The following is a 17,837-nucleotide window of genomic DNA, read 5'->3' on the forward strand; positions in this document are numbered from 1 at the left end:
GTGCAGGGGGAGGGTCCGCCGGGGGTCCGGCGGGTGTGTGCACCCGGTGGGGGAAGTGCGGCACTTGCGTGGTCGCCGTCGAGTCCGGCAAGTTGTCTGGACCAGTTGCGGTCAGAGTGGTCTAGACCGGAAGATGTGTCAAGGACCACATCGGCGGCCGTGCAGACGCTCCGTCGACCCGCGGGTGGTGCGGACGACGACGACCGAGGTGGGAGGGTGAGGCCGTGCACGCCGAGCAGCCCCGACCCCCGCGTGGTGCCCACAAGTACCAGGAGGTCCGGTCGTTCCTGGTGGACCTGGTGGAGCGCGAGCTGCTCGTCGGCGACGCGATCCCGTCCGAGCGCACGCTGTGCGAGCGCTTCGGGGTCTCCCGGATGACGGTCCGCCAGGCGGTCGACGCGCTGGTCGGCGAGGGTCTGCTGGTCCGCGAGCAGGGCCGCGGCACGTTCGTGGCCCCGCAGCGCATGGACTTCGAGATGCGCCTGACCACGTTCGGCGAGGAGATGCGCCGCCGCGGGATGCGCCCGGAGACGCGGGTGCTCGGCGTCGGCACGGTCCCCGCGTCCGCCGACGCCGCCGACGCGCTCGGCACCGTCGTCGGCGCCCCGCTGCACCACCTGCGCCGCGTCCGGTACGCCGACGGCTCGCCGATGAGCATCGAGCAGCACTGGGTCGCGGTCGCGCTCGTGCCCGACCTGCTGGCCGACGGGCCGCCGGTGAGCATGCACGACGCCCTGCGCGCCGTCGGCCTGGAGCCGTCCTGGGGCGAGGAGACGCTGACCGCCTCCGACGCCACGGACGAGGAGGCCGCGCTGCTCGACCTGCGCACCAGCCGGGCGGTGCTGCGCGCCACGCGTCGCACCTTCAGCGCGGACGCCCCGGCCATGTACTCGCGGGCCTGCTACCGCGGCGACCGGTACAGCGTCTGGGTGCCGCTCAGCGCCCCCGGGCCGGCACTCGTGCCGCGCGGGCGGGCCGACGAGGGCGAGCGCGAGACCGAGACCGTGGGGGCCCAGCCGTGAACGAGAGGAGTCACCGGATGACGCGTCACGGGACCGAGCAGGCGGCGGCGATCCTCGCCGGGCTCGGCGGCGTGGGCAACATCGACGAGATCGAGCCGTGCACCACGCGGCTGCGCTCGCTGGTCAAGGAGCCGTCCAGGGTCGACGCCGCGGCCCTGCGCGCCGCCGGCGCGTTCGGGGTCATGGTGTCCGGCCGGGTGGTGCAGGTGGTGATCGGCCCGAGCGTCGACACCCTCGCCACCGACCTGGAGGACCTGATGTGACGGCCCCCGACCACCACTGAACTCACACACCGGCTGAGCCACGAAGGAGATCACCATGAGCAAGGCAGAGCAGATCCTCGCCGGACTGGGCGGGGACGCCAACATCATCGACCTGGAGCCCTGCATCACGCGCCTGCGCGTCGAGGTCGAGGACCCGTCGAAGGTCACCGAGGCCACCCTGAAGGCGGCCGGCGCGATCGCCGTCATGCAGCAGGGCACCGTCGTCCAGGTCATCGTCGGCCCGGAGGCGGACACGCTGGCCTCCGACATCGAGGACCTGCGCTGATGGCGCTGACCGTCCTGGCCCCGGTGGCCGGGGTCGTGCACGCGCTCGCGGACGTGGACGACCCGGTGTTCGCCGGGGAGATCGTCGGGCCGGGGCTCGCCGTGCAGCCCGACGCGGCGTCCGGGGCGGGCCGCACGGTCGTCGCCCCCGTCGCCGGCACCGTGGCCAAGCTGCACCCGCACGCGTTCGTGCTGCTCGCCGAGGGCGGCCGGGGCGTGCTGGTGCACCTCGGCATCAACACGGTGCAGCTCGGCGGCGAGGGCTTCACGCTGCACGTCGCCGAGGGCGACACCGTCACGCCGGGGCAGCTGCTGGTCGAGTGGGACCCGGCGGCCGTCGAGGCCGGCGGCCGGTCGGCGATCTGCCCGGTCGTCGGGCTCGAGGCGGCGCCCGAGTCGCTGACCCGGCTGGCCGAGCCCGGCACCCGCGTGTCCCCGGGGGACCCGCTGCTGTCCCTCGCCTGAGGGCTGCGCCCGTCCGGGGCGGGGCCGACGTCCCGCCCCGGGCGCGCCGCGCGGGTCGATGATGGGGCCATGCCGACCCGACCGACCACGCGGGACCTGCTGCGGACGCTGCCCGCGCTCACCGGCGACCTCGCGGAGGTCGACCCGTACGCGCTGCCCGCCGACCCGGTCGAGGCGTTCGAGAGCTGGTTCGCCGACGCGGTCGCGGCCGGCGTCCCCGAGCCGCACGCGGTCACGCTGGCGACCGCCGGTCGCGACGGCGTGCCGAGCGCGCGGGTCGTGCTGCTCACCGACGTCGCCGAGGGCGCGTGGGTGTTCGCCACCGACGCCCGGTCCGCCAAGTCGCGGGAGCTCGCGGCCAACCCGCACGCGGCGCTGACCTTCTACTGGCAGGCCCTGGGGCGCCAGGTGCGCGTCTCGGGCCGCGCGCACGCCCTGGACGCCGCCACCAGCGCGGCGGACTTCCTGCGCCGCTCGCCCAGCTCGCGCGCCGCGTCCCTGGCCTCGCGGCCGGGGGAGCAGCTGACGTCGGCCGCCCAGCTGGCGGACGCGGTGGTCGAGGCGCGGGCCCGGGTCGACCGGGAGCCCGGGCTCGTGCTGCCGACGTGGCAGCTCTGGGCGGTGCGCCCGGACGAGGTCGAGCTCTGGCAGGGCGTGTCCGACCGCACGCACCTGCGGGTCCGGTATTCCCGGGCCGGCGACCGGTGGGACCGGCGCCTCGACTGGCCCTGAGCCCGCGGCCTCAGGCGGCGGGGGCCCGCGCCGGCAGCTCGTCCGGCGACACGTCCGCGGCCCGCGCCGCGAGCCCGTGCAGCAGCCGCTCGAGCGGCCCCCGGCCGAACGCCGCGCGCCACAGCCAGCACGCCGCGAGGGTGCACCCGAGGAACGCCAGCCAGGTGCCGGTGTCCGGCTCCCACACCACCGACGACCCCAGCGCCGCGATCGCGACCAGCTGCACCGTGTAGGCGGTGAGCGCCAGCGCGCCGGTCGCCGCCACGGGCGCCACCAGCGCGGGCACGGCGTCGGCCACGAGCAGGCACAGCGCCAGCACGGCGAGCCCGACGCCGGTGTTCGCCACCACCTCCAGCACCGAGCTGGAGTGCGGCTCCGTGGTGACGAGCGCGACCAGCGCCTCGTCGGCGGCGAGCACCCGGGTGAGCAGCGCCGACAGCGCGTGCCCCACGACCGCCAGGGCCACGCCGGCGCCGAGCAGCCGCAGCCGGACGCCGCGGTCGCGCAGGTCCATCCGCCCGACGGCGAGCCCCACCAGCACGTAGGCGAACCAGACGACGGCCGGGTAGAAGTCACCGACGAGGAGGTCGGTGTACGCGCGCCCCGGCAGGCGGAGGAGGACCGGCTGCAGCGCGAGGTGCAGCACCGGGCCGATCGCCGCGACGGCGGCCGCGCCCGCCAGCAGCCTGCGCGGGTCCGCGCCGAGCAGCGGCACCGTCGCGGCGAACAGCACGGCGTACGTCGGCAGGATCACCGCGATCGGCGTGCCGAGCAGCAGGACCGCGACGCCGATGCCGAGCACGGCGAACGCCCGCACCAGCACCTTGGTCCGGGCGAGCGCGCGCCGGGTCCCGGCGACCGGCGCGGACCCGCCGGAGATCAGGGCGACCGAGACCCCGGACAGCAGCACGAACAGCGCGGCCGACCGCCCGTCCGCCACCTGCGCCAGCGACCACGGCCACGGGTCGTCGGGCCCGCCGGGGCCCACGTGCGCCGTGAGCATGCCCAGCACCGCCAGGCCGCGGGCGACGTCCACCCCGGTGATCCGCTGCATGCCGCCACGCTAGCGGCCGGACCTGGGGGACGCGGTGTCTCGCTGAGCGGGACGGAACGTACCGGGGAGTGGAACGCAGCGCGTCGGCGCCCCTACAGTCGAGAGGTGACCGACACGCACCCGGCCGAGGTCTACACCCACGGCCACCACGACAGCGTGCTGCGCTCCCACCGGTGGCGCACCGCGGAGAACTCGGCGGCCTACCTGCTGCCCGCCCTGCAGCCCGGCCACCGCCTGCTCGACGTGGGCTGCGGCCCGGGCAACCTGACCCTCGACCTCGCCGCGCGGGTCGCCCCCGGCGAGGTGGTCGGGGTCGACCGGTCCGAGCGCGTGGTCGAGATCGCGCGCGCGGCGGGTGACGCCGCGGGGACGCCGAACGTGACCTTCCGGGCGGCGGACGCCTACGCGCTGCCGTTCGACGACGCCAGCTTCGACGTCACGCACGCGCACCAGCTGCTCCAGCACCTGGTCGACCCGGTGGCCGCCCTGCGCGAGCTGCGCCGCGTGACCCGCCCCGGCGGCGTGGTCGCGGTGCGCGACGCCGACTACGCCGGGATGACCTGGTTCCCGGCCTCGCCGACGCTCGACGAGTGGTCCGCGCTCTACCACGAGGTCACCCAGGCCAACGGGGCCGAGGCCGACGCGGGCCGCCGCCTGCAGTCCTGGGTGCTCGCGGCCGGCTACGACCCCGACGCCGTCGTCGCCACCGCGGGCGTGTGGAGCTACGCCTCCGCCGAGGACCGCACGTGGTGGGCCGGCCTGTGGGCCGAGCGCTGCGTCGCCTCCGACTTCGCGCACCAGGCGGTCGCGCACGGGCTGGCCGACGAGGTGGGGCTCGAGCAGCTCGCCGCGGGCTGGCGCGAGTGGGGCGAGGCGCCCGACGGGTGGTTCGCGGTGCTGCACGGCGAGGTGCTCGCCCGCGTCTGACGGTTAGGGTGCTCTCGTGCGTATCGCGAGGTTCACCACGGGGGACGACCCCCGCTACGCCCTGGTCGAGGGCGAGCCCGGCTCGGAGCAGCTCGTCGTCATCAGCGGCGACCCGATCTACACCCCGGTCCAGCCGACCGGCGAGCGGATCCCGCTCGGCGACGGCGTCCGGCTGCTGGCCCCGGTGATCCCGCGGTCCAAGATCATCGGCGTCGGGCGCAACTACGTCGACCACGCCGCCGAGATGGGCAACGAGGTGCCGACGGCGCCGCTGCTGTTCCTCAAGCCGAATACCGCCGTGGTCGGTCCGGACGACCCGATCGTGCTGCCGGACTGGACCGAGGAGGTCTCGTACGAGGCCGAGCTCGCCGTCGTCATCGGCAAGGTCACCAAGGACGTCACGCCCGAGCACGCGCTGAGCAAGGTGTTCGGGTTCACCGTCGCCAACGACGTCACCGCCCGCGACGCCCAGCGCACCGACTCGCAGTGGGTCCGGGCCAAGGGCTTCGACTCGTCGTGCCCGATCGGGCCCTGGATCGTGCCCGGGCTGGACGTCGACGACCTCGCCGTGCGCTCGCGGGTCAACGGCGAGACCAAGCAGGACGGCCGCACCTCGCAGATGGTGTTCGACGTCGCCGCGCTCATCTCGTACGTGTCCGAGGTGTTCACCCTGCTGCCGGGCGACATCATCCTCACCGGCACCCCGGCCGGCGTCGGCCTGCTCCAGGAGCGGGACGTCGTCGAGGTCGAGGTCGAGGAGATCGGCACGCTGCGCAACCCGGTGCTGCGCCGGAGCTGACCACGGCCCGCGAGGGTCACGACCCGGAGCCCCTGGCTCCGTGAAGGAGACCCGATGGACCTGCAGGCCGGGCTGGACTGGCTGACCAACGCCCTCTACACCTACTGGCTCGTCTACCTGCTGGTCGGCGTCGGCATCTGGTTCACCGTGCGCACCGGCGTGGTGCAGGTGCGGCTGTTCCCGGCGATGCTGCGCCAGGTCGCCGCGTCCCGCTCCGGTGCCGAGGGCGGCATCTCCTCGTTCCAGGCGTTCGCCGTGGGCCTCGCGTCCCGGGTGGGCACCGGCAACATCGCCGGCGTCGCCGTCGCGCTGACCCTGGGCGGGCCCGGGGCGGTGTTCTGGATGTGGGTCGTCGCCGCCGTCGGCATGGCGACCGCGCTCGTCGAGGCGACGCTCGCCCAGGTGTTCAAGGTCCGCGACCCCGACGGCTCGTTCCGGGGCGGGCCCGCCTACTACATCCAGCGGGGCCTGGGCTCGCGACGCTGGGGCGTCGTGTTCGCCCTGCTGCTGGTCGTGACCTTCGGGTTCGCGTTCAACATGGTGCAGGCCAACACGATCGCGGACACGCTGCAGGCGTCGCACGGCGTCCCGGTGGCGTGGACGGCGGTGGGCCTGATGCTGCTCGCCGCGCCCGTGCTGTTCGGCGGGGTCCGCCGCGTCGCCCGCGTCGCCGAGGTCATGCTGCCGGTGATGGCGGCCGCCTACCTGCTGCTCGCGCTGGTGATCGTGCTGCTGAACGCGTCCACCCTGCCGGAGGTGCTCGGCCAGATCCTCCGCGGGGCGTTCGGCCTGGACAGCGCGCTGGCCGGCACCGCCGGCGGCATCCTGGCGGCGGTGCTGAACGGTGCCAAGCGCGGGTTGTTCTCCAACGAGGCGGGGATGGGCTCGGCGCCGAACGCGGCGGCGACGGCGACGGTGTCGCACCCGGTCAAGCAGGGCCTCGTGCAGTCTCTCGGCGTCTTCGTCGACACGATGCTGGTCTGCTCGGCGACCGCGTTCATCATCCTGTCGGCCGGCCCGGACGTGTACGTCCCGGGCCAGACCGACCAGAGCGCCGGGGCGGCCCTGACGTCCGCGGCCGTCGCCCACGAGCTCGGCACCTGGACCACGTGGCCGATGACGCTGCTGATCTTCGTGTTCGCCTTCAGCTCGGTGCTCGGCAACTACTCGTACGCCGAGGTGAACCTGACGTTCCTCGGCGTCCGCGGGCGCGCGCTCACCACCCTGCGCACCCTGGTGCTGGCCGCCGTCGGGTTCGGCTCGCTGCTCGCGCTCACCACCGTCTGGGCGGTGGCGGACGTCGCGATGGCGCTGATGGCCACGGTCAACCTGGTGGCGATCCTGCTGCTGAGCAGGTGGGCGCTGGGCGCGCTGGCGGACTACCGCCGGGCGGAGGCGGCCGGCACCGAACCGCGGTTCGTCGGGCACGGCAACCCGCTGCTGCCCGGTGACGTCCCGGGCGACGTGTGGGCGCCGGTCGCACCGCGGGTCGGGGTGGCGCCCGACGCTCGCTAGGGTTGGCGTGTGAGTGCTCCTGCCGCGTCCGGCGTCCGTGTCCGCTTCTGCCCCTCGCCGACGGGGACCCCGCACGTCGGGCTGATCCGCACGGCCCTGTTCAACTGGGCCTACGCCCGGCACACCGGCGGCACGTTCGTGTTCCGCATCGAGGACACCGACGCCGCGCGCGACTCCGAGGAGTCCTACCAGCAGCTGCTGGACGCGCTGCGCTGGCTCGGCCTGGACTGGGACGAGGGCGTCGAGGTCGGTGGCCCGCACGAGCCGTACCGGCAGTCGCAGCGGATGGACCTGTACGCCGACGTCGCGCGCCGGCTGGTCGAGGGCGGCTACGCCTACGAGTCCTTCTCGACGCCCGACGAGGTCGAGGCCCGGCACCGTGCCGCCGGCCGGGACCCGAAGCTCGGCTACGACGGCTTCGACCGCGCGCTGACCGACGAGCAGAAGGCCGCCTACCGGGCCGAGGGCCGCGAGGCCGTGCTCCGCCTGCGGATGCCCGACGAGGACGTCACCTTCAGCGACCTGGTGCGCGGCGACGTCACGTTCAAGGCCGGGTCGATCCCGGACTACGTGATCGTGCGCGGCAACGGCCAGCCGCTCTACACGCTGGTGAACCCGGTCGACGACGCGCTGATGGGCATCACGCACGTGCTGCGCGGCGAGGACCTGCTGTCCTCCACCCCGCGGCAGGTCGTGCTGTACCGCGCGCTGCTCGAGCTCGGCGTCGCCACCGTGGTGCCGGAGTTCGGCCACCTGCCGTACGTCATGGGAGAGGGCAACAAGAAGCTCTCCAAGCGGGACCCCGAGTCCAACCTGTTCCTGCACCGCGACCGCGGGTTCACGCCCGAGGGCCTGCTGAACTACCTGTCGCTGCTCGGCTGGTCGATCGGCCCGGACCGGGACATCTTCTCGGTGCCCGAGCTGGTCGAGGCGTTCGACGTGGCCGACGTGAACCCGAACCCCGCGCGGTTCGACCTCAAGAAGGCCGAGGCGATCAACGCCGAGCACATCCGGCTGCTCGCGCCCGAGGACTTCCGCGACCGCCTGGTGCCCTACCTGCACCGCGCCGGCCTCGTCCCCGCCGACTCCTACGCCGACCTGTCCGCCGAGCACCGCGCGCTGCTCGACGCCGGCGCCCCGCTGATCCAGACCCGGGTCACGCTGCTGGGCGAGGTGGAGGGCATGCTCGGCTTCCTGTTCACCGCCGACGACGCCCTGGTCGTCGAGGAGGACGCGCGCGCCGCGCTCAAGGACAGCGCCGCCGACGTCCTCGACGCCGCCACCGCCGCGCTGTCCGCGCTGCCGGAGGACGGGTTCACCACCCAGGCGACCCAGGACGCGCTGCAGGCTGCGCTGGTCGACGGGCTCGGCATCAAGCCGCGGTTCGCGTTCACCCCGCTGCGGGTGGCCGTGTCCGGGCGCCGGGTGTCCCCGCCGCTGTTCGAGTCCCTCGAGATCCTCGGCCGGACGTCCACCCTGGCGCGGCTGGCGGCGCTGCGCGCGTCGCTGTGACCGCCCCGGTCCTGCCCGTCGACGGCGTCCTGTTCGACGTCGACGACACCCTGGTGGACACGCACGGCGCGTTCGCCCAGGCGCTGGCCGCCGTGTCGCGGACCTGGCTGCCCGACCTGGACCCCGCGCGCGACGTCGAGGTGCTGGACCACTGGCGCGCCGACGCCGGCGGCCGGTACCGCGGGTACACGCGCGGCGAGGTGTCGTACCGCGAGCAGCGGATGGCCCGCGCCAACGACCTGCACGCGACGTTCGGCGGGCCGGTGCTGGACGACGCCGCGTACGACGAGTGGAACACCCTGTTCGAGGACCGGTTCACCGGCGCGTGGGCCGCGCACGACGACGCCGCCGCGGTGGTCCGGCACCTGCTCGACGCCGGCATCCGCGTGGGCGCGCTCACCAACGCCGCCACCGAGTACCAGGTGCGCAAGCTCACCCGCGCCGGGCTGATCGACGACGTGCCGATGCTGGTCGGCGTCGACACGCTCGGGTTCGGCAAGCCCGACCCGCGGGTGTTCGCCGAGGCGTGCCGCCGCCTCGGCACGGAGCCGGGGCGCACCGCGTACGTGGGCGACGAGCTCGACGTCGACGCGCGCGCTGCGACGGCCGCCGGTCTGCGGGGCGTGTGGCTGGCGCGGCCGGGGCTCGGGGCGAAGGACGCGAACGCGGGGGAGCCGGCGCCGACGGACGTGGTCATCCGGTCGCTGGCCGAGCTGCCGGACGTGCTCGGGCTCTGACGCGGGCCAGGCCGCGTCAGCCGGCCTCAGGGCGCACGCGAGCGGCCGGTTTGGAGCGTGCCGGTCTCTCCGGTAATGTTCTCCGTCGGCAAGGCGTCCGTGCGGCGCCCGCCCCTCCACCCGCTTCCCGGCGCCCCGCGCGCCGGTCGGTGCTGGTCGGAAGGTCGGGTAAAGTAAGGCAAGCAATGCCATTGGGGTATGGTGTAATTGGCAGCACGAGTGATTCTGGTTCACTTAGTCTAGGTTCGAGTCCTGGTACCCCAGCAAGGTTTCTCCAGAAGGTCCGACCGGGCCGATTTGAAGAGGCCGAGCAGGATGCAGTACAGTAAGACCCGGTCAAGCCGCTCCGGCGGTGAGATCGTCCAGGCCCCCATCGTCTAGAGGCCTAGGACGCCGCCCTCTCACGGCGGTAACAGGGGTTCGAATCCCCTTGGGGGTACATCGAGAAAGGCCGGTCACCGCGAGGTGACCGGCCTTTCTGCTGTCCCCGGGCTCACGCGGCCCGCCGGGGTACCGAGGTCGAGGGGTTGTCGGCCTCAGGCGGGCGCAAACCCTCGACCTCACCGCAAAGCCTCGACCTCGCCGCAGCTCGGCCAGGTGCCGAGGTCGTCACACGTGCGCGAGGTCGTCACTCGTGTGTGACGACCTCGCGCAGGTATGACGACCTCGCCGGAGGGGGAGCGGGCTGAGCGCGCTCGGCCCGCCGGGCGGGGCGGACCCGACCGGCGCGCGGGGTCACTCCGCGGTGCGGCGAAGGACCTCCGTGAGGCGGTTGGCGGCGGAGACGACCGCGGCGGCGTGCAGCCGGCCGGGCTGGCGGCTCAGGCGCTCCACGGGTCCGGAGATGGACACCGCCGCGACGACGCGCCCCGACTGCCCGCGGACGGGGGCGCTGACCGACGCGACGCCGAGCTCGCGCTCGGAGACGGACTGCGCCCAGCCCCGCCGGCGCACGCCGGACAGGATCGTCGCGGTGAACTTGGCGCCCTGCAGCCCGCGGTGCAGCCGGTCCGGCTCCTCCCAGGCGAGCAGGATCTGCGCCGCGGAGCCCGCGCCCATGGTCAGCGTGGCGCCGACGGGGATCGAGTCGCGCAGGCCGATCGGCCGCTCGGCGGCGGCCACGCAGATGCGCTGGTCGCCCTGCCGGCGGTAGAGCTGCGCGCTCTCGCCCGTGTGGTCGCGCAGCGCGGCGAGCACGGGGCCTGCGGCCGCGAGCAGCCGGTCCTCGCCGGCGGCGCTGGCCAGCTCGGTCAGGCGCGGGCCGAGCACGAACCGGCCCTGCATGTCGCGCCCCACCAGGCGGTGGTGCTCCAGCGCGACGGCCAGGCGGTGGGCCGTCGGACGGGCAAGATGGGTGGCGTTGACCAGCTGCGCGAGCGTGGCGGGTCCGGCCTCAAGTGCGTTGAGGACCGAGGCGGCCTTGTCCAAGACGCCGACTCCGCTAGAGTTGTCCATAGGTCGATATTGGCGTCTCGCTCACTGAGACGCAAGTGCGACACCCAGACAGGCTCCGGCGGCCCCCACCGCCGGACCGAGCGGAGAGGACACCCGACATGGCGGGCACCCTGGCGGAGAAGGTGTGGGAGAACCACATCGTGCGGCGCGGCACGGACGGCGCGCCCGATCTGCTCTACATCGACCTGCACCTCGTGCACGAGGTCACCAGCCCCCAGGCGTTCGAGGGGCTGCGGCTCGCCGGGCGCCCCGTGCGGCGGCCGGACCTCACGCTCGCCACGGAGGACCACAACACCCCGACGCTGGACATCGACCGGCCGATCGCGGACACGACCTCGCGCACCCAGATCCAGACGCTGCGGAACAACGCGCAGGAGTTCGGCGTCCGCCTGCACTCGCTCGGCGACGCCGACCAGGGGATCGTGCACCAGGTCGGTCCGCAGCTGGGTCTGACGATGCCGGGCCTGACGGTCGTGTGCGGCGACTCGCACACCTCCACGCACGGCGCGTTCGGCGCGCTGGCGTTCGGCATCGGCACGTCGGAGGTCGAGCACGTGCTCGCCACCCAGACGCTGCCGCTGGCCCCGTTCAAGACGATGGCGATCACCGTGAACGGCGCGCTGCCGATCGGCGCCACGGCGAAGGACATCATCCTCGCCGTGATCGCGAAGATCGGCACCGGCGGCGGCCAGGGCTACGTCCTGGAGTACCGCGGCGACGCCATCCGCGCCCTGTCGATGGAGGGCCGGATGACGATCTGCAACATGTCGATCGAGGCCGGGGCCCGCGCGGGCATGATCGCGCCGGACGACACGACCTTCGAGTACCTGAAGGGCCGCCCGCACGCGCCGGAGGGCGCCGACTGGGACGCCGCGGTCGCGTACTGGCGGACGCTGCGCACCGACGACGACGCCACGTTCGACGCCGAGGTCGTCCTCGAGGCCGCCGACCTGGAGCCCTTCGTCACCTGGGGCACCAACCCGGGCCAGGGCCTGCCGCTGTCGGCCACCGTGCCGGTGCCGGAGGAGATCGCCGACGCCAACGAGCGCGTCGCCGCCGAGCGCGCCATCGAGTACATGGGCCTGACCCCGGGCCAGCCGCTGCGCGAGATCGCGGTGGACACGGTGTTCATCGGTTCGTGCACCAACGGCCGGATCGAGGACCTGCGGGCCGCCGCCAAGCTGATGCAGGGGCAGACCAAGGCCGACTCGGTGCGCGTGCTCGTGGTGCCGTCCTCGGCGCGCGTGCGGCTGCAGGCCGAGGCGGAGGGCCTGGACAAGATCTTCCTGGACTTCGGCGCGGAGTGGCGCAACGCCGGCTGCTCGATGTGCCTGGGCATGAACCCCGACCAGCTGGCGCCGGGGGAGCGCTCGGCGTCGACGTCGAACCGCAACTTCGAGGGCCGGCAGGGCAAGGGCGGCCGCACGCACCTGGTGTCCCCGCTGGTCGCGGCCGCCACGGCGATCCGCGGCACCCTGTCCTCCGTCTCCGACCTGGGCCCGGACGTCGCCGTGCCGGACGGCTCGCCGCTGGACCTCCAGCCGGCCTGAGCCGCCGCACCGCAGCCGTCGCCCCCGCAGCCCCTCGACCCGAAGAGAGCGAGCCACGCTCATGGAGAAGTTCACCCAGCACACCGGTGTCGGCGTCCCGCTGCGCCGCAGCAACGTCGACACCGACCAGATCATCCCCGCCGTCTACCTCAAGCGGGTCACCCGCACCGGCTTCGAGGACGCGCTGTTCGCCGCCTGGCGCGGCGACCCGGACTTCCTGCTCAACCAGGAGGCCTACAAGTCCGGGTCGGTCCTGGTGGCGGGCCCCGACTTCGGCACCGGCTCGTCCCGCGAGCACGCGGTGTGGGCGCTCAAGGACTACGGCTTCAAGGCCGTGCTCGCCTCCCGGTTCGCCGACATCTTCCGCGGCAACTCGGGCAAGCAGGGCCTGGTCGCCGCCCAGCTCGCGCAGGAGGACATCGAGCTGATCTGGAAGGTCCTGGAGACCACCCCGGGCACCGAGGTGACCGTGGACCTGGCGACCCGCACGGTCACCTGCGACGACGTCGTGGTGCCGTTCCAGATCGACGACTACACGCGCTGGCGCCTGATGGAGGGCCTGGACGACATCGGCCTCACGCTCCAGCACGAGGAGGAGATCACGGCGTTCGAGGCGCGGCGCGACGCGTGGCGCCCGAAGACGCTGCCGGCCAAGCACCTGCCGCCGGTCGAGATCAAGGCCGCCCGTCCCGTCGAGCTGAGCCTGGGCCGCCGCCCCGGCCTGTAGTCCGGCAGGGGCCGCGACGCCCGGGCCACGCGCAGCACCGTGCGTGGCCCGGGCGTCCCCTTTGTGGAGGTTTGGCGCGCGCTGCCCGCGACGCGTGTGCGCCTGGCGCGAGCACCCCCGGGCGTGCGCCACCATGGGGGGATGACCGACCTCCTGTACGTCCACGGCGGCACCCCGCTCTCCGGGGAGATCACCGTCCGCGGGGCGAAGAACTTCGTCTCCAAGGCGATGGTGGCCGCGCTGCTGGGCGAGACCCCGAGCGTGCTGCGGAACGTCCCGCAGATCCGCGACGTCGGCGTCGTGACCGGCCTGCTGGAGCTGCACGGCGTCCGGGTCGAGGCCGACGCCGAGGGCGGCGTCCTGCGCCTGGACCCGACCGACGTGGAGTCCGCGCACGTGGCGGACATCGACGCGCACGCCGGCTCCAGCCGCATCCCGATCCTGTTCTGCGGCCCGCTGCTGCACCGGCTCGGCGAGGCGTTCATCCCCGACCTGGGCGGCTGCCGGATCGGCGACCGGCCGATCAACTACCACCTGGACATCCTGCGGCAGTTCGGCGCCGTGGTGGACAAGCGCGAGAACGGCATCCACATCCGGGCGCCGCGCCGCCTGCAGGGCACCAAGATCACGCTGCCGTACCCGAGCGTCGGGGCGACCGAGCAGCTGCTGCTCACCGCCGTGCGCGCCGAGGGCATCACGGAGCTGACCAACGCGGCCATCGAGCCCGAGATCATGGACCTGATCAACGTCCTGCAGAAGATGGGCGCGATCATCTCGGTCGACACCGACCGGGTCATCCGGATCGAGGGCGTCGACCGGCTCGTCGGGTTCCAGCACACCGCCCTGGGCGACCGGATCGAGGCGGCGTCCTGGGCGTCGGCCGCGCTGGCCACCGGCGGCGACATCTACGTCCGCGGCGCCTCGCAGCCCGAGATGACGGCGTTCCTCAACACCTTCCGCAAGGTGGGCGGCGAGTTCGCCATCGACGACGAGGGCATCCGGTTCTTCCACCCGGGCGGGGACCTGTCGTCGATCGTGCTGGAGACGGACGTGCACCCCGGCTTCATGACCGACTGGCAGCAGCCGCTGGTCGTCGCGCTGACCCAGGCCAAGGGCCTGTCCATCGTGCACGAGACGGTCTACGAGAACCGGTTCGGCTTCACCGACGCGCTGCGCGGCATGGGCGCCACCATCCAGGTCTACAAGGAGTGCCTGGGCGGCCGGCCCTGCCGGTTCGGCCAGCGGAACTTCTCGCACTCCGCGGTGATCTCCGGCCCCACGCCGCTCACGGCGGCCGACATCGAGGTCCCGGACCTGCGCGGGGGGTTCAGCCACCTGATCGCGGCGCTCACGGCCCAGGGCACCTCGGCCGTGCGGGGCATCAGCCTGATCGACCGGGGGTACGAGAACTTCACCGCGAAGCTCGAGGCGCTCGGCGCCAAGTTCGACCGCGACTGACGCTCCGCCGACCTCGCGACGACGCCCGCCCGGCCCCCGGCCCGGCGGGCGTCGTCGTCCCCAGGGGCGGCAGGACGGGGTTGACGACGGAGCCGCGATGTTGCTACTCATAGGTATCGGTTATCCGTTGTAAACGCCGGGTGGCGAACAGCCGCCGCCCACCTGGCCCCATGGCGAAGGAGCCACTGTGAGCCAGACACGACCGACTTCGGCGCGCCCGCGACCGGGCGCCACCCTCAGCAGCATGTCCCGTCGCGGGTTCCTGGCGGGCCTCGGTGCGGTGGGCCTCGGCGCCACCGTCGCGGCCTGCTCGTCCGGCAGCCCCGGCCCGTCGTCCTCCGGCGCGTCCGGCAAGGTCGAGCTGGCCTTCTGGAACGGCTTCACCGGGGGCGACGGCCCGGTGATGCAGGACCTGGTCGACCGGTTCAACGCCGAGCACGAGGGCATCGCGGTCCGGATGACGACGATGGAGTGGGCTGACTTCCACGCGAAGCTGCCCGCCGCGCTCACGTCGGGCCAGGGCCCGCACGTCGCGATCCAGCACCTCGACTCGCTGCCCACCTCCGCCGCCCGCGGCCTGCTGCTGCCGCTGGACGACGTGGCGGACGACCTCGGGCTGACCTCGGACGACTTCATCCGGACCGTCTGGGACGCCGGGCTGTACGACGACGAGCGCTACGGCATCCCGCTGGACGTGCACCCGCTGGGCATGTTCTACAACACCCGGGTGCTGGCCGACGCCGGGCTGGACCCGGAGGACCCGCCGATGGACCGGGCGTCGTACGAGGCGGCGCTCGACACGCTGCTCGGGCAGGGCGTGGCGGGGCACTGGATGAGCCCGCACACGTTCACCGGCGGGCAGACGGTGCAGTCGCTGATCTGGCAGTTCGGCGGCGACCTGTTCGACGCCGAGGGCGCCACCACGACCTGGGCGCAGGACGAGGGCGTCGAGGCGCTGTCCTGGATGGTGGACGCGATCCACCGCGGCTGGAGCGTCCCCGACGTGGGGCAGGACGCCGACCTGATCGCCCTGCAGAACGGCCAGGCGGCGTTCAACTGGAACGGCATCTGGTCCATCAACACCCTGGACTCGATCGGCGGCCTCGAGTGGGGCGTGCGGCGGCTGCCGCGCATCGGCAGCGTCGACGCCGCGTGGGCGGGCTCGCACAACTTCGTGATGACCAAGCAGCGCGGCACGTCCGACGACCAGCTGGAGGCGTCCCGCACGTTCATCAACTGGGTGTCCCAGCAGTCGGCCGAGTGGGCCGTCGGCGGGCAGGTGCCGGCCCGGATCTCCGCGCGCGACTCGGCCGAGTTCGCGGCGCTCGAGCACCAGGCGGCCATCGCCGAGCAGGCGGAGGACCTGCGGTTCCTGCCGTCGATCCCCGGCATCGGCGACGCGATCGGCGAGCTGTACACCGCCCTGAACGAGGCGGTGCTGCTGCAGAAGGAGCCGGCCGAGGCCCTGGCGGACGCGGCGGCGCGGTCCGACCAGGTGCTGGCCGACAACCGCGACCGCTACGGCGCATGAAGCGCGGCGCGTGGTTCACGCCGTACCTGTTCCTGGCGCCGTTCCTGGCGATCTTCGGCACGTTCGTCGCGTTCCCGGCGGTCCGCGGGCTCTGGATGTCGCTGCACGACTGGGACTACCTGATGCCGAGCAAGCCGTTCGTGGGGCTGGGCAACTACGCCGACCTGCTCGACCCGGCCAGCGTGCTGTTCGAGAGGTTCTGGGACGGGATGTCCGCCACGGGGATCTTCGTCGTGGCCTCGGTGCCGGTGCTGCTGACGCTGCCGCTGCTGCTCGCGATGGCGCTGAACCGTCGGTTCCCCGGGCGGACGTTCCTGCGCGCGGTGGTGTTCCTGCCGTACGTGCTGGGGGTGGCGGTCGTCGGCGTGCTGTTCCGGTTCGTGCTGGACCCGAACCTCGGCATCCTCAACCACCTGCTCCAGGTCACCCGGCTGGACCGGGTGCTGCACGCGCTGGGTGCGGGCGACCCGGTGCCGTGGCTCACCGCGCAGCCGTGGACCTGGGTGTCCCTGGTGGGCGTCACGGTCTGGTGGACCCTCGGCTTCAACATGATCATCTACCTGGCCGGGCTGCAGGACGTGCCGGCCGAGCTGTACGACGCGGCGAAGGTCGACGGGGCCTCCGCCCGCCAGCGGTTCCGGCACGTCACGCTGCCCGGGCTGCGGCCGGTGCTGGCGTTCGTGCTGACCATGACGGTGCTCGCCTCGGCCAACATGTTCGGGCAGGCGGACCTGATGACCAGCGGCGGCCCGGGCACGTCCACGCGGACCGCGCTCATGGTCATCCTGGACACCGGGCTCGGGCAGTACCGGATGGGGGCCGCGGCGGCGATGGGGTACGTGCTGTCCATCGGGCTCGGCATCGTCTCGATCATCAGCTTCGTCGCCCTGCGGGAACGCGACGGCGTCCCTCGCCGGCGGCGCGGGCTGCGTGCGCGGAGGGCGTCGTGAGCGCCGGGGCCGGCGGGCGGACCCGCCGGGGGCTCGGCGCGGGCGCGACCTGGGCCCTGGTCGCGGCGCTGGCGGTGACGTTCATCGGCCCGCTGCTGTGGATGGGCCTCACGTCGGTCAAGTCCTACGGCGAGGCCACGGCGTCCCCGCCGACGCTCTGGCCGGCCGAGGTGGACCTGTCCGCCTACGAGCGGCTGCTCAGCCTGGACGGGCAGTACCCGGTGCTGCGCTGGTTCCTCAACTCGCTGCTGGCCGGGACCCTGCACACCGCGCTGGTGCTGACGGTGGCGTCGACGGCGGCGTTCGCCCTGGCCCGGATGCGGTTCCGCGGGCGCGGGCTGATCTTCGGCGTCATCGTCTCCACGCTGTTCCTGCCGGCGTTCGTGTTCCTGATGCCGAACTACCTGACGATCGACCGGCTCGGCTGGACCGACTCGGTGTGGGCGCTGGTGGTGCCGGGCGCGGCCGGGGCGTTCGGGGTGTTCTTCCTGCGGCAGTTCTTCGTCGGGCTGCCGGCGGAGCTGGAGGAGGCCGCCGCCCTGGACGGGGCCAACCAGTGGCACGTGTTCACGCGCGTGGTGCTGCCCAACACCCGGCCCGCGCTGGCCACGCTCGCGGTGCTGGCGTTCCTGGGCAACTGGAACGACTACATCTGGCCGGTCTACGTCCTGTTCAGCCCGGACCGGCTCACCCTGCCCGCGGGGCTGAAGCTCCTGCAGGGCGCCTACGTGACCGACTTCCCGTCCATCATGGCCGGCGCCGTGGTGGCGTCCGTCCCGGTGATCGTGCTGTTCCTGCTGACGCAGCGGTTCATCATCGAGGGCGTCGCGCGCAGCGGGCTGAAGGGGTGAGCGC

The 17,837-nt window shown here is 73.5% G+C and carries 18 protein-coding genes and 2 tRNA genes; 18 read left to right on the forward strand and 2 right to left on the reverse strand.

Annotation, left to right across the window (positions count from 1 at the left end; translation table 11 throughout):
- The first annotated feature begins 224 nt into the window (after window positions 1-224).
- The 5 genes from AC1050_RS13965 (at window position 225) to AC1050_RS13985 (ending at window position 2,767) form a co-directional block, all read left to right on the forward strand.
- Window positions 225-1,022: a GntR family transcriptional regulator gene (locus AC1050_RS13965; protein WP_482388010.1), complete on the forward strand. Its 798-nt coding sequence runs from the start codon at window positions 225-227 to the stop codon at window positions 1,020-1,022.
- A 17-nt stretch (window positions 1,023-1,039) separates the two neighbouring features.
- Window positions 1,040-1,285 carry a PTS sugar transporter subunit IIB gene (locus tag AC1050_RS13970; protein ID WP_482388011.1) on the forward strand — a complete coding sequence of 82 codons (246 nt, stop codon included), beginning with the start codon at window positions 1,040-1,042 and terminating at the stop codon, window positions 1,283-1,285.
- Window positions 1,286-1,340: 55 nt separating this feature from the next.
- On the forward strand, window positions 1,341-1,571 hold the full coding sequence (locus AC1050_RS13975; RefSeq protein WP_482388012.1) for a PTS sugar transporter subunit IIB: 231 nt from the start codon (window positions 1,341-1,343) through the stop codon (window positions 1,569-1,571).
- Window positions 1,571-2,035: a PTS sugar transporter subunit IIA gene (locus AC1050_RS13980; RefSeq protein ID WP_482388013.1), complete on the forward strand. Its 465-nt coding sequence runs from the start codon at window positions 1,571-1,573 to the stop codon at window positions 2,033-2,035. Before AC1050_RS13975 ends, AC1050_RS13980 begins: the two co-directional genes overlap by 1 nt.
- Window positions 2,036-2,104: 69 nt before the next feature.
- Window positions 2,105-2,767 carry a pyridoxine/pyridoxamine 5'-phosphate oxidase gene (locus AC1050_RS13985; protein WP_482388014.1) on the forward strand — a complete coding sequence of 221 codons (663 nt, stop codon included), beginning with the start codon at window positions 2,105-2,107 and terminating at the stop codon, window positions 2,765-2,767.
- A 10-nt stretch (window positions 2,768-2,777) separates the two neighbouring features.
- On the opposite strand, the gene AC1050_RS13990 is transcribed toward AC1050_RS13985, so the two are convergent.
- On the reverse strand, window positions 2,778-3,821 hold the full coding sequence (locus AC1050_RS13990; RefSeq protein ID WP_482388015.1) for a heparan-alpha-glucosaminide N-acetyltransferase domain-containing protein: 1,044 nt from the start codon (window positions 3,819-3,821) through the stop codon (window positions 2,778-2,780).
- Between the two features lie 105 nt (window positions 3,822-3,926).
- Between AC1050_RS13990 and AC1050_RS13995 the strand changes: the two genes are divergently transcribed.
- The 7 genes from AC1050_RS13995 (at window position 3,927) to AC1050_RS14025 (ending at window position 9,750) form a co-directional block, all read left to right on the forward strand.
- The gene (locus tag AC1050_RS13995) at window positions 3,927-4,748 is read left to right on the forward strand and encodes a methyltransferase domain-containing protein (protein ID WP_482388016.1); all 822 of its coding nucleotides are present in this window, start codon (window positions 3,927-3,929) and stop codon (window positions 4,746-4,748) included.
- A 16-nt stretch (window positions 4,749-4,764) separates the two neighbouring features.
- The gene (locus tag AC1050_RS14000) at window positions 4,765-5,547 is read left to right on the forward strand and encodes a fumarylacetoacetate hydrolase family protein (protein WP_482388017.1); all 783 of its coding nucleotides are present in this window, start codon (window positions 4,765-4,767) and stop codon (window positions 5,545-5,547) included.
- 54 nt (window positions 5,548-5,601) lie between these two features.
- Window positions 5,602-7,062: an alanine/glycine:cation symporter family protein gene (locus tag AC1050_RS14005; protein ID WP_482388018.1), complete on the forward strand. Its 1,461-nt coding sequence runs from the start codon at window positions 5,602-5,604 to the stop codon at window positions 7,060-7,062.
- A 9-nt stretch (window positions 7,063-7,071) separates the two neighbouring features.
- Complete coding sequence (gene gltX, locus AC1050_RS14010; protein WP_482388019.1) at window positions 7,072-8,574, forward strand: glutamate--tRNA ligase; 1,503 nt, start codon at window positions 7,072-7,074, stop codon at window positions 8,572-8,574.
- A complete protein-coding gene (locus AC1050_RS14015) occupies window positions 8,571-9,311 on the forward strand; it encodes an HAD family hydrolase (RefSeq protein ID WP_482388020.1) in 741 nt (246 codons plus the stop codon). The genes gltX and AC1050_RS14015 overlap by 4 nt, the downstream gene beginning before the upstream one ends.
- Window positions 9,312-9,503: 192 nt before the next feature.
- A tRNA-Gln gene (locus tag AC1050_RS14020) sits at window positions 9,504-9,575 on the forward strand.
- Between the two features lie 102 nt (window positions 9,576-9,677).
- A tRNA-Glu gene (locus tag AC1050_RS14025) sits at window positions 9,678-9,750 on the forward strand.
- A 296-nt stretch (window positions 9,751-10,046) separates the two neighbouring features.
- Here AC1050_RS14025 and AC1050_RS14030 read toward each other — a convergent pair.
- Window positions 10,047-10,766 (reverse strand): IclR family transcriptional regulator, encoded by a 720-nt coding sequence (locus AC1050_RS14030; RefSeq protein WP_482388021.1) that lies wholly within the window; start codon window positions 10,764-10,766, stop codon window positions 10,047-10,049.
- A 98-nt stretch (window positions 10,767-10,864) separates the two neighbouring features.
- On the opposite strand from AC1050_RS14030, the gene leuC reads away from it, so the two are divergent.
- From leuC to AC1050_RS14060, 6 genes are all read left to right on the forward strand, one after another.
- Window positions 10,865-12,316 (forward strand): 3-isopropylmalate dehydratase large subunit, encoded by a 1,452-nt coding sequence (gene leuC, locus AC1050_RS14035; protein WP_482388022.1) that lies wholly within the window; start codon window positions 10,865-10,867, stop codon window positions 12,314-12,316.
- A gap of 61 nt (window positions 12,317-12,377) precedes the next feature.
- Window positions 12,378-13,043: a 3-isopropylmalate dehydratase small subunit gene (leuD, locus tag AC1050_RS14040; protein WP_482388023.1), complete on the forward strand. Its 666-nt coding sequence runs from the start codon at window positions 12,378-12,380 to the stop codon at window positions 13,041-13,043.
- A 141-nt stretch (window positions 13,044-13,184) separates the two neighbouring features.
- Complete coding sequence (murA, locus tag AC1050_RS14045) at window positions 13,185-14,501, forward strand: UDP-N-acetylglucosamine 1-carboxyvinyltransferase (RefSeq protein WP_482388024.1); 1,317 nt, start codon at window positions 13,185-13,187, stop codon at window positions 14,499-14,501.
- Window positions 14,502-14,745: 244 nt separating this feature from the next.
- Window positions 14,746-16,032 (forward strand): ABC transporter substrate-binding protein, encoded by a 1,287-nt coding sequence (locus AC1050_RS14050; RefSeq protein ID WP_482388025.1) that lies wholly within the window; start codon window positions 14,746-14,748, stop codon window positions 16,030-16,032.
- Entirely contained in the window at window positions 16,029-16,982 is a 954-nt protein-coding gene (locus tag AC1050_RS14055; RefSeq protein WP_482388026.1) for a carbohydrate ABC transporter permease, read from the forward strand. The genes AC1050_RS14050 and AC1050_RS14055 overlap by 4 nt, the downstream gene beginning before the upstream one ends.
- Window positions 16,979-17,833 (forward strand): carbohydrate ABC transporter permease, encoded by an 855-nt coding sequence (locus AC1050_RS14060; protein WP_482388027.1) that lies wholly within the window; start codon window positions 16,979-16,981, stop codon window positions 17,831-17,833. Before AC1050_RS14055 ends, AC1050_RS14060 begins: the two co-directional genes overlap by 4 nt.
- Window positions 17,834-17,837 lie beyond the last annotated feature (4 nt).

It is taken from the genome of Cellulomonas sp. NEAU-ZC6, assembly GCF_056844425.1.